Raw genomic sequence first — 15,541 nt, 5'->3', positions numbered from 1 at the left:
TCTCATCCAGGCTTTAGCGCATGCATTCCCTTCGCAATGCGCAGGCACCCGGAGCCTCTTCCTGGCACGCTTATTGCGTTATGGCTGACGGAGGGTCTCATAAATAATGGATAAAATTTTTACGCGTTCAGATCTGGCCGGGTTATCAGAAATTATCTGGTCTCTTGGCCCGGCCGGAATATCCAGAAGTGAATTCGTTGAGCTTCTCAGAAAACTATCAGAACTGTTGGGAGCCGATTTCGCAGCATCCTATGTCTGGAGCGAGGCCTGCAAACGCTCAACTGATGGGATTGCATGGAACATTCCTGAAACCGCTATGAAGATGCACGAAACAACATGGCAGAATATTGATCCCCTGACGCCGCTTTTACGTCAGAGACAGCGGCCGACGCTTACTGCTGAGGTCATGGATCGCAGATCTCTTGAAAAATCGGACTTCTATCATCAGTTTCTCCGCCCGAATGGTCTGCATCACGGCATTAATGTCTATTACGTCAGCGAAGGGGTTGACGTCAGAGACCTGAGGATCTGGAGAGCAAAAGGGGAGCCTGAATTTGGTAACCGGGAAAAGCAGATCCTGATGGTGCTTGAACCTTACTTTATCCGCGCACTGGGGGTAAAGTCTGCGGCAATACAGTGTCTGACCGTACGTGAAAGAGAGGTTGCTCAACTGGCTTCCCGAGGGCTGACAGATAAGGAAATTGCACGACAGCTTGGTATAGGCTTCACAACCGTAAGGAGCCATCTGAACCAGGCATTGTCTAAGCTAAACTGCATGAACCGGACTGAATTAAGCGCATCTATAAGAAACTGATCTCTCCTCAATCCTGAGGATGGTTTCACATCGAGAGCTCTGACTAAATCAGCTTTATCACAATAACGGAGAATAAAGATGAAGCCGTTTTATGCAGTAATGCTGGCAGGTATCATTGGTCTGCCAGCCATCGCTAATGCCGGAGATCGCGATATCAATATGGGTAACGCTACCGCAGCTGATCTCGCAAAGCTGATATGCGAGCGTAAAATCACCAGCGAACAGGTGATCAGTTATTCCCTGGGTAAGATAGCCAGCCATCCTAACCTGAATGCTTTTATCACTGTTGAGGGAGATAACGCCCTCAGTCAGGCCAGAAAGTGGGATTTGTACCTGAAAAAAGGAGGACGCTGCCTGCCTCTGGGCGGTGTACCGATCGCTGTAAAAGATAATATTGAAGTGGCCGGCTTACCCACCACTGCAGGAACGCCAGCACTGAGACACTTTATACCCGACGAGACCGCGCCGGTTGTTCAGAAAGTTATAAATGCAGGCGCCATTATTATTGGTAAAACAAACATGCATGAACTTGCATATGGCGCCACAGGCTATAACGCAGCTTATCATGTACCGGGTATAACGGGCGTGCGGAATGCCTATGACTCCAGTCGTGTCGCGGGAGGCTCATCTTCCGGAAGTGCCGTGGCAGTTGCCGCGAATATGGTTTCCGCTGCGATAGGAACGGATACCGGGGCATCGGTCCGCCAGCCCTGTGCCCTGAATGGCTGCGTTGGCTTCCGTCCAACAACGGGGCGTTATCCTCCTTCAGGTATCGTTCCAATTTCATCAACGCGCGACACACCCGGGCCGATGGCGCATAAGGTCAGCGATGTGGCCCTGCTGGATTCAGTCATCACGGGGGAAAAGCTACTTCCCGCGATCCCGGCAGGGCAGATACGTCTCGGGATCGCAGATTACTTCTGGCAGGGACTTGATGAGGATGTCTCCCTGCAGGCTCATGAGGCGCTGAACAGACTCAAAGCAGCGGGGGTCCAGATTGTGAAGGTCAGCATGCCTGGTCTGCAAAAAACAGCTGAAGCGGTTTCGTTTCCAGTCGTTATGTATGAGGGAAAGCGCGAACTGATCGGTTATCTGCAAACCCGCGATACAGGGGTTTCCTTCCGTGCTCTGGTTGCGAGTATTGCCAGTCCGGATGTGAAAGCAATCTTTGAAACCGGTATTGTGCCGGGCATTGTTCGCGGCCCTGACGGAAAATTGGTGCCTGTCCGAACTTTGTACCAAAATGCGCTGGATAAAGGGATCCCGCATCTCCTGCATATTTATCAAAAAGCGTTTAAAGATAACCGGCTCGATGCAATGATATTTCCGACGTCACCGATCGTTGCACCTTTAGCTGTGAAGGGTGTCAGCTCTCCGGAAATGTTCTCGCGGCTGATACATAATACGGATCCGGGGAGCCTTATTCGATTACCGGGGATCAGCATTCCTGTCGGGAAAGGGAAAAAATCCGGGATGCCAGTAGGCCTGGAGATCGACGCCTTGCCAGAGAACGACGCGAAACTCCTTGCTATCTCGGCCTCCCTTGAAAAGATCATTAACGATTAAGCCGAGATAAAGTTCAGTGAAACCAGCCGGCCTTATAAAACCTGATAAAGGTCTGAGGCTGGGAACGTCATTTATTTTTTTCGCTTAATAAAGGCGGAACAGATGGGACTTCCGGCGCGTTAGTTATATTCTCCCGGGACATTCTGAATGCTTCGGGATAATGCTCTCGCTCTGTACGGCGCACCGGCTCCGTATCGCGCCAGGTATAAAGGCACAGCTGACACTGAAAAACGGTCCACACATTTTTGACCGGAGATACGGCCATGATGGAAATATTAGGGTCTGTACAACGGGGACAAAGCATCTGGTTTTCCTTATTTACGGTTTACCAATTTGGCTGTCAATTTATTAATCCACTCAGCCGTTTCCGGTAAATCCTTAACGGGCTGACTGTAATGACCGCGAATATCAGGAGAAACGGGCGTGGTGGCATCAATAATCAGCTTGTCTGTAATACCGGCTGGGCTGGAGCCGGGGTCAAGTTCAAGTACAGACATATTGGGCAGCTGAACAAGGTCGCCGGCTGGATTAACTTTAGAAGATAATGCCCACATAACCTGAGGAAGATCAAACGGGTCCACATCTTCATCGACCATAATCACTATTTTAACATAGCCCAGGCCATGAGGGGTTGTCATCGCTCTGAGACCGACGGCGCGTGCGAACCCGCCATAACGTTTTTTCGTAGAGATGATGGCAAGAAGGCCGTGGGTGTACATGGCATTGACCGCCTGAACTTCGGGGAATTCTGCTTTTAACTGCTGGTAAAGCGGTACGCAGGTCGCCGGTCCCATCAGATAATCGATTTCAGTCCAGGGCATACCGAGATATAGCGATTCGAAAATTGGGCGTGAACGGTATGAAATTTTATCTACGCGAACTACCGTCATATTACGTCCGCCTGAGTAGTGCCCGGTGAACTCACCAAACGGCCCTTCTATTTCACGCTTGCGGCTTTCGATCACGCCCTCAAGTATAACTTCTGATCCCCAAGGGACGTCAAAACCGGTAAGCGGCGCTGTTGATATCGGATACGGGCTTTCTCTCAGCGCTCCGGCCATTTCATATTCTGACTGATCATATTTAAGCGGCGTGGCGCCCATCAGCGTTATAACAGGGTCATTACCAAGCGTAATAGCCACAGGTAAATCTTCCCCACGCTCCTCTGCTTTGTGTAAATGCAACGCAATATCATGCATAGGGACCGGTTGCAGACCCAGTTTGCGCTTACCTTTCACCTCCATTCTGTAAATGCCCACGTTTTGTTTCCCGAAATGGTCCGGATCAAGTGGGTCGCGAGAAACCACGCAGGCTTTATCGAGATAAAAGCCGCCATCACCATCATTGAGTCTGAAGAGTGGCAGGATGCTGAACAGATCTATATCGTTACCATCAACCGTGTTTTCGGCCCAGCCAGGGTCATTTCGCCGCTCCGGCTGTACCGGAAACTTCTCCCAGCGGCGTATAAATTCTTCAATTTGTTGTTTAACCGGCGTGCCGGGGGGCAGCCCCAGGGCGATGGCGTGATTTTGCCAGGAACCAATTGTGTTCATGACGATGTGAGCATGCTCAAATCCTCTGACCCGTTTAAAAGCTATTGCTGGCGCGCCTTCTCCAATGCGGCCCGTTGCGTTTGCAGCTGCAGCTATATCTGGCTCGGCGTTGACTTCTTCCTCAATTTCCAGCAGCTGGCCGTGCTCATACAGAGCATTGAGGTAGTTGCGTAGATCGTCAAAAGGCATATTAATTTCCTTATTCAAACGTTTCAGATGCGTTAGTAAGACCTTGCCAGCGCTTAGCATCCGGATGATGAAGACCAAATTGATCGAGAACGCGGCAAACCACGTGAGTGATGATGTCGTCAATTGTTTCCGGGAGGTTATAAAAGGCAGGCATGGGTGGTACCAGTGCAACACCCATACGCGACAACGCCAGCATATTTTCAAGGTGAATGGTGTTAAAAGGGGTTTCCCTGGGCACAAGCACCAGTTTCCGGCCCTCTTTGAGTACAACATCAGCCGCACGACCAAGCAGACCCTCTGCATATCCGGATCTGATACCAGCCAGTGTTTTCATACTGCAGGGAATGATGATCATGCCTGCCGTTAAAAACGAGCCAGAAGAAATGGGTGATGACTGATCGGCCGGACTGTAAACAACATCCGCCAGAGAAGCCACCTCCCGGGAAGTTAATGATGTTTCCATTTCAATGGTCGTTTTAGCCCACCGGGAAATGATCAGGTGTGTTTCAATATCCGGACATAACTTCAGCGCGTTCAGTAGCGCAACCGCAATGGGCGCGCCCGTAGCGCCGGTAAAACCAATAATAAGCCGCAAGCTACCTCCACTTGTTCGTATGCGAACATTATTAAAGTAGTGGCTTTATCTGCAGTGAGCAAGTAAAGCGAGAAAATTAGTTCGTACAAGAACTTTTTGGACGCAAATTATTCAGTTGCGGGTAAATCAGGTATGCTTCAGCCCATATTTATCAACGGGCCGAAATTATGGGCAACCATCTTGAAAACGTACCTTTTCACTTGATGCGTCAGTTATTGCAGGAACACACTTCGCAGTGGCAGAAGCAACTGAATGGCATTACTAAACAGCAATACTCTGTGCTCTGTGCTGTTTCAGATAAGCCAGGCATAGAGCAAGTTGAGTTGATGTCGGAGGCTTTAATGACCAAAGCCACGCTTGCTGAATTACTGGTCAGGATGGAGAAAAAAGGGCTACTTAACCGGACGACAGGGATTACAGACAAACGCCGGCGGCACATTTATCTTACCCCGGCAGGAGTTATATCCCTTGAATCGGCTCGTAAAGCTGCGGAGTCCGTTGATGCTTACTTTATGAAACATCTGAGCAACCCTCAACAGCAGCAACTGATAGAACTGCTTAAAAAGATGCTGCCTGAGTAACGTCAGCATCCTTGCAGGACGTCAGGTCCTGTGAAAACTTATTGGAGGATATAAGATTGGAGGATATAAGAAACGGGTATAAATTGAGGATGCCATCCTGAGCATCCTCAGAAAGTTCCGAGTAATTCAATTAGGTAGCTTGTTACCTCTTTCAAACGTTATCAGAACTGCAGATACGCCACGTGCGTCTGCAAGTATTCTTCCAGCCCGTGACGCCCGTCGGCACCTCCGATACCAGATTTACGCCAGCCAGCATGGAAACCCTGCATCGCCTCAAAATGTTCACGATTAATATAGGTTTCGCCAAATTTGAGCTTACGCAATGCTATCATTGCTGTGTTCAGATTTTGCGTATAAATCGATGACGTAAGACCGAATTCACATTCATTGGCCAGTTTTATCGCTTCATCCAGACTGGTGAACGTCATAACCGGCAGCACAGGCCCGAAGATCTCTTCGCGCATAATGTCCATATCCTGACGGACATCCACCAGGATTGTAGGTTCAAAGAAAAAGCCCTGTTTACCGGCACGCCGTCCTCCCAGAACAACTCTTGCGCCCTGCGAAACGGCTTTAGCCACCTTGTTTTCAACGCTGTTAAGCGCTGCGGCATTAACCAGCGGTCCCATATCCACGTTTGGTTTTTCTGCAGGGTTACCTGTAGTAACGCGGCCCATTTCTTCAATCAGTGCAGACATAAATCGGTTATAAATTTTCTCGTGTACATACACACGCTCAGCACAGTTGCATACTTGTCCTGTATTAATGACGCGTGAACTGACAATAGCTTTCACCGTCAGTTCCAGCTCAGCGTCATCCATTACAATAACGGGAGCTTTTCCTCCCAGCTCCAGTGAAACTTTAGTAACATTTTTGGCTGCAGCCTGCATGGTTGCAATGCCCGCATTCAGGCTACCGGTGAGGCTGACAAGACCGACTTTAGGATTCGCAGCCAGTTCCTGTCCGACCTCAGCACCAAAACCGTACACAAAATTTATAACGCCTTCGGGTAGGCCGACGTCATGGATAATCTGTGCGAAAGCAGCGGCATTATTAGGGGTAACTTCACTGGGCTTGATGACGATAGTATTACCAGTTATCAATGCCGGAGCGGCCTTCCGTGCAATAAGGAAAAACGGGAAATTCCAGGGGAGAATACCTGTAGTAACGCCGATAGCTTTTTTAAAGACAAAAATATTTTCATTTGAGCGGTCACTGTTTATTATTTCGCCTTCGTAACGACGCGCCCATTCGGCCGTGTATTCCAGATAGTCTGCTGTAAAAAGGACTTCAGTTTTAGCCAGCGCCTGAGTTTTTCCGCCTTCAGAAACGATAGTGGCAGTGATTTCAGGTTCGCGCTGACGAATTGCAGCAGCAATTTTTCTCAGCCATCTTCCTCGTTCTACTGCAGGCAACGCTTCCCAGCCATCCTGAGCTGTTTCTGCAGCCTCAATCGCCTGCCTTGCATCTTCTCTGGTTCCCTGAGGTACCTGTGAAAGTAAAACCTCAGTCGATGGGTTAATGACATCAATCCATCGATCACCGGAGTGATCTACAAAACGGCCGTTAATATAGTTTTGATGCTGCATTACCATTTACAGGAACTCCATGTTCGTTTTCGTTAACACTCTGTAAATACAGGGTGAAGCATTCGTTCGGCGTTTGCCTTATTCTCAGTGCCAATGCAGAGCCATGTATGGCAAAGATGGCGCTAAGGTTGATTATACGGAGAAGAAAATTGAAGCAACCCTTATCAGTTACGACCATACAGAGCTATTAAGGCGTACTAAAGAGGCAGACGAAACCAGGGGGGTTGATGATATTTAGTCTAAATTTCTATCCAAGCAGAAGCAGAAGCAGAAGCAGTGGCGTCAAAGCCCTTTCCAGTATCCTTTTACTTAGTAATCCTATTCAACTCGCTACTTTTTTCCGGTTTTTCATCTCTGATAGATATTTGTGATCCCTGTATACGATTCCCCAATGATTTTGCCAGCCTGTTAGTCACTCCGGCATTCATTCAAAGGTTGCTAAAAAGCTGCGCACCTTAGACTTTCCTGAAGCAAAAAAAGTGTCCGTTTTTAAGTTAAGTATTCATCTCAGAAGGGAAAAAAATGAACAGCGCTATCGTTGCAGGCATTTTATGGCATCTCGTGGGTGCCGCCAGTGCCGCATGTTTTTATGCTCCACTTAAACAGGTTAAGAAATGGTCGTGGGAAACGATGTGGTCTGTCGGCGGTGTGATGTCCTGGATAATACTACCCTAGACAGTAAGCGCAATTCTCCTGCCTGACTTTTGGGTTTATTACAAAAGTTTTGATTTATCACAGTTAATACCGGTATTTTTATTTGGGGCAATGTGGGGGATAGGCAACATCAACTATGGCTTGACCATGCGTTATCTGGGTATGTCAATGGGTATTGGCATCGCCATTGGTATAACGCTTGTTGTGGGAACCTTAATGACGCCGCTGTTACAGGGGCGTTTCGTTGAGCTTTTTAGCTCGTCCGGTGGTCGCATGACACTTCTTGGTGTATTTGTTGCGTTAATAGGCGTTGGGATCGTCACGCGCGCCGGCTTGCTGAAAGAGCGCGCGCTTGGGATTAATGCTGAAGAGTTCAACCTAAAGAAAGGGCTTCTGCTGGCCGTTATTTGTGGCATCTTTTCAGCCGGCATGTCTTTTGCCATGGATGCGGCAAAACCTATGCATGAAGCCGCAGCGGCTTTAGGTATTGATCCTCTGTATGTCGGGCTTCCCAGCTACGTAGTGATCATGGGTGGGGGAGCGCTTGTTAATCTTGCCTACTGTTTTATCCGTCTGGCATTTAAATCTGAGCTGTCCATACGTAAAGACTTTGCTATTGCAAGCCCCCTGCTTATAGCAAATATTGCTTTTGCCCTGCTGGGAGGCACCATGTGGTATCTGCAATTCTTTTTCTATGCATGGGGGCACGCCCGCATACCTCATCAGTATGACTTTGTGAGCTGGATGCTGCATATGAGCCTGTATGTACTGTGTGGCGGTCTGGTAGGGCTTATGATGAAAGAGTGGAAATCAGTGGGAAGACGTCCCATAAGCGTGCTGTCACTGGGCTGTCTAGTAATTATTATTGCTGCGAATATCGTTGGACTCGGTATGGCCGCCTGACGCTGATATGTTCAGAAAACAGTTATTCTGTTATTATGGATAATATCGATCCGGATTGGGATTGCTTACAAATGGCGCTGTGAGTTAGCGCCTTTTTTTCAAAGTTAAACACTGAAAAATAACCAGGACCTGCAAAGGCTACTTATTATTTCAAAATAAATAACTATCAGGTTTCTCATGAAAATATTTTTATTAATGTGGTATTAATTTGGTTTTTGTTAGGGTTTTGCAAATTCACATGAAAATTCAGGCATATAAGATTGCGCAATATTATTTTAAGATTGGCAGATTGTCGTTGCATTTGTCTTATGGTCTTTAAAGTTCTAAAGCGTGATGTCATAAGTGTTTTTCTTTATTTTTTTGACACGAAATTGTAATTTTTGGCCATAATAAAAAAGTTAATTTTGGACGCTAATTGCTAACATCTCCAAAACATTTAGCAGGAGAGAGAGATGTTTTGTAAAAATCCGTGTCTTCATTTAATTATTCTAATTAATGAAAACTCTATACGCCAGCCAGTTTACGAGGTTGATAATAACCAGATTGTTACTGCTGACAGTAGATTTTCTGTTAATACAAAAAAGACGTTTCTATTAAAAGGATTTAAAAGGCATGCGGGGATAGTTCTGATCACTGCTTTATTTTATTCTACACCGGGAGTAGCAGCCCAACATTTCACAGTGGAGCAAAGACTGTCAATGCTGGAAGGCAGGCTAATTAAAGCTGAGAGTGAGGCGCACGAGGCAAAAATTACTGCAACCCAACTTGAGGCCCAAGCAGAAATGGCTGAGAAAAGAGCGGTTGTCGCGGAACAGAAATTAGCATTACTTGAAAAAATGAGCGGGAAAGAAAATAACGATCGCTCATTATCTCAGCAAAAAACAGAAAGCCCGGTAATAGAGAAAGCTGAAAAAGATAATGGCTTTGAATTTACAGCCTATGCCCGTTCAGGGATGTTTCTAAACAGTAAAGGTAATGGGGGGCGAGGGGGGCCGGGAGTATCACCCGCAAGCTCTATAGGAAATGATGCGCACATTGGAAGGCTCGGAAATGAAAAAGACAACTATGCTGAACTTTATTTTAATAAAACACTTGATTTCAATGATGGTTCAAGTGCTTTTTTTAAATTGATGCTGGCCGATGGTGCCAACGATCCAGAAGCCTGGGTTCAGGATAATGACAGTCATCATATAAATATTCCTCAAATGTACGTAGAAATGAGAAATCTTTCTGATTTCACGGGGCCTTTGAAAAATTCAACTCTCTGGGCAGGTAAGCGATTCGACAGAGATAATTTTGATATTCATTTCACCGACAGCGATATTGTCTTTTTGGCCGGAACTGGAGCGGGAATAAATGATGTAGAATGGATGAAAGGTTTTAAAAGCAATTTTTCAGTATATGGGCGGAACTTTGGTGATTTAGGTAGTGACCGCTATAATGATAACGACATACAAAACGTTATGCTGACTGCTAACAACTTCTGGAATGGATGGCAATGGATGCTGACAGGCATGCAAGCTCAGGGTAATGACGATCTTAAAAATAATTCATCAACTACAGGGAGTTATGCACTGCGTAGTGACAATACAGCGGATAATGGGATCTATACAATGCTGGCCTATCATGATAAAGAAAGCTTTTATTCTATGAGTAAAGGCCTTTCAGAAACAGCCCTGCAGTTTGGCAGTGGACTTGGCGCGGAGGCAAGGCAACCCGGCGGGGATGGTGATCTAACGGAAGATGCCAGAACTATCAGATTTGCTTCATATGGTATATTACCGTTGAATGACACCTGGCACCTCGCTCCGTCTGTTATTGCACAGCACAGCGAGGACCGGTATCGCAATGGTGATCGTTATGACTGGGTAACGTTTAACTTGAGAGCTTCTCAAGCAATTTCTCGTAACTTCGCATTACTCTATGAAGCTTCCTGGCAATATATGAATTTGAACCCCAATGGCCGTACATATAATAATGGTGAAAGCATAAGCGAATACCAGTCAGTAGCGGGAAATTTTTATAAACTTACCTTTGCTCCCACATTTAAACTTGGAGATGTGTTCGACATTAAGGCACGTCCGGAAATTCGTTTTTTTGCAACTTACATGAACTGGTCTCATGAGCTTGATGATTATGCTCAAAATGACGATTTTGGCAGCGTAGGATTTACATCCGGTGGTACGTGGAACTTGGGTATACAAACAGAAATATGGTTCTAGAAATACATATTATTTTAATAATTTATTTGAGGCTAGTTTGTTGATAGTTACCTTGCGTCGCGTTCTTCATATTTATGGGCCTGTAATGAGATTATGGATTTATATTTTTTAAAGCAGGCTTTATTTTTTAACTCACAAATAAACTTTGCTGTTTACATTTGGGTATAAAAAGCATTAGCTGACCTGACATCGTTCTTCGCCTATTTGCTTTCTCTATGGGTGATTTTTATTTTATTACGCATAAGAATTTAAAATTTATGTTGTGTTTATTTAGGCTGGTTAGATATAATATGGTTTGTAATTTATTGCTTAGCGTGCTGAATTTTTAATATCTTTTCGTATGTATGTTTTCCTTCCGGGAGTGCGATGTCGAAGAGGAATTTAGAGGCTGGAAATTATCATCAGTTTTCTTGCTCCCTAAACGGAAATTAGAATGTTATGCCGTTCTGAAAGCGTCCCGAAAGCCAGTCTTATACTAATTCCATGTAGGCAAACCTGCCGGAAGTTGAGTTCGAGAAGGCGCGCAGCTTCACACTGCAGCAGAGTGTGGTCGTAAACTCACTAAATGATGCCGAGCAGATAAGAATTCAACGGAATCAACTCTGCATTTTTAACCTCAAGAGATATGATGAGTTAGTCAGCCCCCATGTATAAAAGCGGAGGGTTGATGTAAGACTTGCTGTTGAATACAGAAATTGTAGACTTCGATCTCTGGTATTCCCTGACTATCACCAGTACATATCATCTGATGTTGTTATGATAATTATTGCGCTGTGGTCGATTAATAATTATATCTGCTCATCGGTTTTACCATACCCCAATTTCACGGGTGATTTTTTTTCGGAATTCATTTAGACTTTCTCTGCAAAACTCATGTTTTTTTTCAAAGCGTCCAAAAGGTAAAAGCATCGATACTGAAAGATGTCCTATACGGGTATTCATGCCAATGGCCATAGTTTTAACACCTTCAATCATCTCACCATGATCGTAAGAAATGCCATCCTGCCTAATCGTATTCAGCACCTCAATGAGCCCTGAAATGGTTTGTATTGAAAAATCGTGTGGCGGGCGAAACTCATCGGAAAAAAGACGGCGAACCTCTTCGTCACTTTGTAATGCAAGCAAAGCTCGTCCGGCAGAGGTACTGTAAAGTGGGCGGGCGAAACCTAGTCGGGGTGTAACCTGAAGCTCTCCTGCAGCAACAGCACAGTGCAGCACTGTCAGATTTTTTCCCGATGGACGAGTCAACGCAACCGTTTCTCCCGTCAGCTCTGCAAGCGCCTCGAGACCCGGACGCATAGCCGTCACGACATCCGTATGAACGCTTGATACCAGGCGAAGAAATGCCGGGCCCAAGGTTAATCCCGCCTCACCGTTTTGCAATAAATCTACAGATTCCAGCGCTCCCACCAGTCGCTGCACCGTTGAGCGGGGAAGATTTGCAGCGGTGGCGATTTTACCCAGACTCAGCCCGTCAGATTCTGCGCCAAGAATATTGAGAATATTTGCAGCACGCGTGATGACCTGCACACCACTGCTTTTATCATTTCCTTTTTTGTCCGTCACAATTTATCTCCGCTCAATAAGTTGACTGCTTAACGGTACAACTAATCACCAGGCAGTGCAATCATCAGAGTTTTTTAGCATTGAAAAACTATCAATACGGCATTAACATTCTTTAATGACCCGTTATGCGGTTTGATGTACCGCATTATGGTTAATTAAAGGCTCCAGTTTTTAATCATGTATCGCATAGCGGTGATACATTTCTTGACCCACTGATTCACAGGGGTTTTTGCCTCTAGGGGAGCGGAATAAGTCATTTTGACGGAGATTAAAATGTTCCATGAGTACAGCTTTGCCGGTTTTTACTTCAGTCCTGTCACGCTTTTTGCGGTTATGGCTTTAACCGGAACAATCGCTACCATAAAGCTGCTTTCAGTCATTCATTTGCGACAAAAGGTGTGGGCAGGGTCGTGGTTTGATTTATCTATCTTTTTAATCTACATGGCCGCATCGGCTTTTTTTATTAGGAGCTAAGACAGTATGTTCAGTTCTGCAACACGCATGATTATAACGGCCTGCTTTGTCTTAGCTGCAGTATGCTGCGGTATATGGTTGTGGAAACATTATCTTTATGAGCCATGGACGCGTGATGGTCGCATCAGAGCAGAAGTCATTACCGTAGCACCAGATGTATCCGGCTGGATAACACATGTTAACTTTCGTGATAATGAAGAAGTTAAAAAAGGGCAAACGCTTTTCACTATTGATGATGTCCGTTTTAAGAACGCTGTAAATGAGTCTCACGCTAAGTTGGATAAAACTTATTACGCATGGGAGCACGCAAAAGAGCAACTGGCACGCAGACAAAATCTGATAAAAAGCTCAGTTATCAGTAAAGAAGATCTGAGCACTTACAGTACTAATACCCGTTTGGCAAAAGCGGATTACGATCTGGCGAATAGTAACTATGAAAAAGCGCTGATTGACCTTCACAGAACTGTTATCAGGGCGCCGGCTGATGGTGTCGTGATGAATCTCGACCTGAGGGAAGGAAATTATGTCAGTCAGGGTAAATCAGTGCTTTCCTTAATTCGCGCGAATTCAATGTATGTCACAGGTTATTTTGAAGAAACAAAACTGCCCGGTGTAAAAGCCGGTAATTCAGCGCTAATTCACCTTATGCGCGGTGGCGTACCGCTGACCGGTACGGTAACGAGTATCGCCCGCGGGATCGCTAACAATAATAATAAAGCTGACAATCAACTGCTTCCCGATACACAGCAGTCATTCAACTGGGTAAGGCTGGCGCAGCGTATTCCAGTAGATATCAGACTGAATCATGTACCTAAGGGTATTATTTTGAGCGCGGGTATGACCGTTTCAGTTGAAATCATTGACAACGAGAGAAGCAAATGACGGTGAATCCTGTTCTGAGTCATTTTCTAATGCCAAACAAGCGCACGGTTATATTTGCGCTCAAAGGCGTAATATCCATGTCTTTAGCACTTTTTATTGCCATGCATCTCGAACTCGATCGGCCTTTTTGGGCGGTAGTTGCCTCAATGCTCCTCCAGGCTAGACCTGAAGGCGGTCTTGTTATAGAGAAAGGGCTGTATCTGGTCGCCGGATCTCTGTTCGGCGCCGTGTTAGCTGTACTCATACTGGGCAACTTCAGCGAATATCCTGAAATTGCCGTGGCTCTGCTTACCACATGGCTTGGCATATCTTCGTTCTTATCTGCAAGAGTTCAGCACGTTAATTACCACTATTTTTATGGTCTCACTGCCGTAACTGCAGTGCTAATAGTGCTTCTGGTGATGTCCGACGCCTCGACTGTCAGCTCACTACAAATCTTTAACGTTGCAAAGGCCCGTCTGAGTGAGGCGATGGTCGGAGGTTCTGCGCGGCATTTATCAGCGTTCTTTTTCTACCGCTAAGGCTAAGAGACCTGTTGCATGTACATGCTGAAAAGGTTGTAAAAGGACTGCTCGCTACAGTTCATTCTGAACTGTCAGGCGACCCATCGAACAATCAGCATAATAAAAGCGCCGGCGCGATGCTTGCCGCAATATCCCAGTTAAATCATGATGCGCGAGCTTCTTCGTTTGACGGCCCACAGGGGGCGGGAAGGGCCTGCGCCTGTTACTTTATCAGTAACGAAAGCATGCTAATCGGTTCAACGGTACAAGCGCTGGGGTATGAGATAAATTCAGTCAGACCAGAAATCAGCGGTCAACTGCTTGCCTGTGTCGATGAGGTCCGACAGATTTACGGTACGCTCGGAAAGGTACAGAGCTACAGAGAGCGTACTGTTGAATTGAACAGGTTAAGAAAGACGCTGGTGCATTACAAGCTGAGCAAAACGGCATCGCATCCTGCAGAAGTAATGGTTTTCAAAATGCTGTGTAATATAGTGTCACGTACGGTTCGGGTGCTCGACATGGCTGACTCAATAAAGCATCAGCGCATTATAAGACTTAAAGCACGTCGTATCCCACCTTACCAGGATGCTCTTGTTTCCGGACTCATGGCCCTGCGTACAATGCTGGTTTTTGCAGCCTGTAGCTGGTTATGGATAGGCTCTGGCTCGCCACCTGCTGTGGTCATGATGATGGTATTGCCTCCATTCTTTTCAATCGCTTTTGCCCATTCTCCCGTACCGGAGGCGGTAGTAAGCAAACTTGCTATTGGCGCGTTCATTTCAATACCCGTTTCTGCAGTCGTAGCGCTTTCCCTTTTATCTGCCGGAAGCGGATCCTTTGAGATACTGCTATTAGTCATGGGCGCACCACTATATATTGGCCTGATGGCCGTATCCTGGCCGCCAACGGCACCTTATGGGATCGGATTCTGTTTACCCTTTTCTATTATTACACAGCCCGGAAACAGCATGGCATTTTCGGCCGATGCCACAGTTACAACCGGCCTGGCGTTGATTTGTGGTCTTGGCATTCTCTATGCCGTATTCAGTACGCTTCGTACACCTGACAATCGTTTGACACATCGCAGGCTGCAGTGCAGCTTTCGCAAAGAAATGCTGAATCATTTATCAAAGTCAAAATCGCAAAGTGATTTACTATATAAAACCGGCGGTATGATAATAAAGTTATTTACGGCAAAGCACAGTCAGGCTCATTTCGCTGGCATCCGGGCGCTTAAAAATATAACGCTGATGTATAAAATTTCCAGTCTTATAAAAGACGAGCAAGAGAACATCCAGTGTTTGTGGAAGAAATGGCAGGAAAAGTATCTTGATCTAACTTCAGGAGAAAAGAAAGACACAAGTGAGTATCTTTTAGTTAGAAGTGAAGTGGTTAATTATCTGCTATCGAAAAATGGCGCTGCAAAAAAAACTGATGTAAATCAAAA

At 45.9% G+C, this 15,541-nt stretch carries 13 protein-coding genes and 1 pseudogene; 9 read left to right on the top strand and 5 right to left on the bottom strand.

The annotated features are described in order from the left end of the window. Positions 1-106 precede the first annotated feature (106 nt). Together FJW00_RS14860 and iaaH are read left to right on the top strand one after the other, a co-directional pair. Positions 107-814 (top strand): helix-turn-helix domain-containing protein, encoded by a 708-nt coding sequence (locus tag FJW00_RS14860; protein WP_140924667.1) that lies wholly within the window; start codon positions 107-109, stop codon positions 812-814. Between the two features lie 78 nt (positions 815-892). After that, on the top strand, positions 893-2,380 hold the full coding sequence (gene iaaH, locus FJW00_RS14855; RefSeq protein ID WP_219994852.1) for an indoleacetamide hydrolase: 1,488 nt from the start codon (positions 893-895) through the stop codon (positions 2,378-2,380). A 67-nt stretch (positions 2,381-2,447) separates the two neighbouring features. On the opposite strand, the gene FJW00_RS22595 is transcribed toward iaaH, so the two are convergent. From FJW00_RS22595 to FJW00_RS14840, 3 genes are read right to left on the bottom strand one after another with little or no spacing between them, the layout of a single operon-like run. Then, entirely contained in the window at positions 2,448-2,684 is a 237-nt protein-coding gene (locus tag FJW00_RS22595; protein WP_140924665.1) for a non-oxidative hydroxyarylic acid decarboxylases subunit D, read from the bottom strand. 10 nt (positions 2,685-2,694) lie between these two features. Continuing rightward, complete coding sequence (locus FJW00_RS14845; RefSeq protein ID WP_140924663.1) at positions 2,695-4,122, bottom strand: non-oxidative hydroxyarylic acid decarboxylases subunit C; 1,428 nt, start codon at positions 4,120-4,122, stop codon at positions 2,695-2,697. A 10-nt stretch (positions 4,123-4,132) separates the two neighbouring features. Beyond that, complete coding sequence (locus FJW00_RS14840) at positions 4,133-4,717, bottom strand: non-oxidative hydroxyarylic acid decarboxylases subunit B (protein ID WP_140924661.1); 585 nt, start codon at positions 4,715-4,717, stop codon at positions 4,133-4,135. 167 nt (positions 4,718-4,884) lie between these two features. On the opposite strand from FJW00_RS14840, the gene FJW00_RS14835 reads away from it, so the two are divergent. Continuing rightward, the gene (locus FJW00_RS14835; protein ID WP_140924659.1) at positions 4,885-5,298 is read left to right on the top strand and encodes a MarR family winged helix-turn-helix transcriptional regulator; all 414 of its coding nucleotides are present in this window, start codon (positions 4,885-4,887) and stop codon (positions 5,296-5,298) included. Positions 5,299-5,459: 161 nt separating this feature from the next. Here the strand turns inward: FJW00_RS14835 and aldA are convergent, their stop codons facing one another. After that, the gene (gene aldA, locus FJW00_RS14830) at positions 5,460-6,893 is read right to left on the bottom strand and encodes an aldehyde dehydrogenase (RefSeq protein ID WP_140924657.1); all 1,434 of its coding nucleotides are present in this window, start codon (positions 6,891-6,893) and stop codon (positions 5,460-5,462) included. A gap of 516 nt (positions 6,894-7,409) precedes the next feature. Here aldA and rhaT point away from each other — a divergent pair. Beyond that, positions 7,410-8,444: pseudogene (rhaT, locus tag FJW00_RS14825) on the top strand (L-rhamnose/proton symporter RhaT). A gap of 698 nt (positions 8,445-9,142) precedes the next feature. Continuing rightward, a complete protein-coding gene (locus FJW00_RS14820; protein WP_219994853.1) occupies positions 9,143-10,666 on the top strand; it encodes a carbohydrate porin in 1,524 nt (507 codons plus the stop codon). An 807-nt stretch (positions 10,667-11,473) separates the two neighbouring features. Here FJW00_RS14820 and FJW00_RS14815 read toward each other — a convergent pair. After that, positions 11,474-12,232, bottom strand: a complete 759-nt coding sequence (locus FJW00_RS14815) for an IclR family transcriptional regulator (protein WP_258317043.1) — start codon at positions 12,230-12,232, stop codon at positions 11,474-11,476. 273 nt (positions 12,233-12,505) lie between these two features. On the opposite strand from FJW00_RS14815, the gene FJW00_RS14810 reads away from it, so the two are divergent. From FJW00_RS14810 to FJW00_RS14795, 4 genes are all read left to right on the top strand, one after another. After that, the gene (locus tag FJW00_RS14810; RefSeq protein ID WP_140924651.1) at positions 12,506-12,706 is read left to right on the top strand and encodes a DUF1656 domain-containing protein; all 201 of its coding nucleotides are present in this window, start codon (positions 12,506-12,508) and stop codon (positions 12,704-12,706) included. 6 nt (positions 12,707-12,712) lie between these two features. After that, entirely contained in the window at positions 12,713-13,588 is an 876-nt protein-coding gene (locus tag FJW00_RS14805) for an efflux RND transporter periplasmic adaptor subunit (RefSeq protein WP_219994851.1), read from the top strand. After that, positions 13,585-14,109: an FUSC family protein gene (locus FJW00_RS14800; protein ID WP_140924649.1), complete on the top strand. Its 525-nt coding sequence runs from the start codon at positions 13,585-13,587 to the stop codon at positions 14,107-14,109. The genes FJW00_RS14805 and FJW00_RS14800 overlap by 4 nt, the downstream gene beginning before the upstream one ends. 14 nt (positions 14,110-14,123) lie before the next feature. Next, on the top strand, positions 14,124-15,541 hold a 1,418-nt coding region (locus FJW00_RS14795; protein WP_258317042.1), incomplete at its 3' end, for an FUSC family protein.

The sequence above is a fragment of the Pantoea anthophila genome, assembly GCF_006494375.1.
Lineage (GTDB): Bacteria > Pseudomonadota > Gammaproteobacteria > Enterobacterales > Enterobacteriaceae > Pantoea > Pantoea anthophila.
Note: the sequence above shows the minus strand (reverse complement) of the source record. Positions and strands in the feature narration are given on the sequence as shown.

Excerpts from the sequence above, each read along its gene's own strand:
- FJW00_RS14845 (WP_140924663.1), bottom strand. The coding sequence starts at position 4,122 with ATGCCTTTTGACGATCTACGCAACTACCTCAATGCTCTGTATGAGCAC.
- FJW00_RS14835 (WP_140924659.1), top strand. The coding sequence starts at position 4,885 with ATGGGCAACCATCTTGAAAACGTACCTTTTCACTTGATGCGTCAGTTA.
- iaaH (WP_219994852.1), top strand. The coding sequence starts at position 893 with ATGAAGCCGTTTTATGCAGTAATGCTGGCAGGTATCATTGGTCTGCCA.
- FJW00_RS14805 (WP_219994851.1), top strand. The coding sequence starts at position 12,713 with ATGTTCAGTTCTGCAACACGCATGATTATAACGGCCTGCTTTGTCTTA.
- FJW00_RS14810 (WP_140924651.1), top strand. The coding sequence starts at position 12,506 with ATGTTCCATGAGTACAGCTTTGCCGGTTTTTACTTCAGTCCTGTCACG.
- FJW00_RS14800 (WP_140924649.1), top strand. The coding sequence starts at position 13,585 with ATGACGGTGAATCCTGTTCTGAGTCATTTTCTAATGCCAAACAAGCGC.
- FJW00_RS14820 (WP_219994853.1), top strand. The coding sequence starts at position 9,143 with ATGCTGGAAGGCAGGCTAATTAAAGCTGAGAGTGAGGCGCACGAGGCA.
- FJW00_RS14860 (WP_140924667.1), top strand. The coding sequence starts at position 107 with ATGGATAAAATTTTTACGCGTTCAGATCTGGCCGGGTTATCAGAAATT.
- aldA (WP_140924657.1), bottom strand. The coding sequence starts at position 6,893 with ATGGTAATGCAGCATCAAAACTATATTAACGGCCGTTTTGTAGATCAC.
- FJW00_RS22595 (WP_140924665.1), bottom strand. The coding sequence starts at position 2,684 with ATGCTTTGTCCCCGTTGTACAGACCCTAATATTTCCATCATGGCCGTA.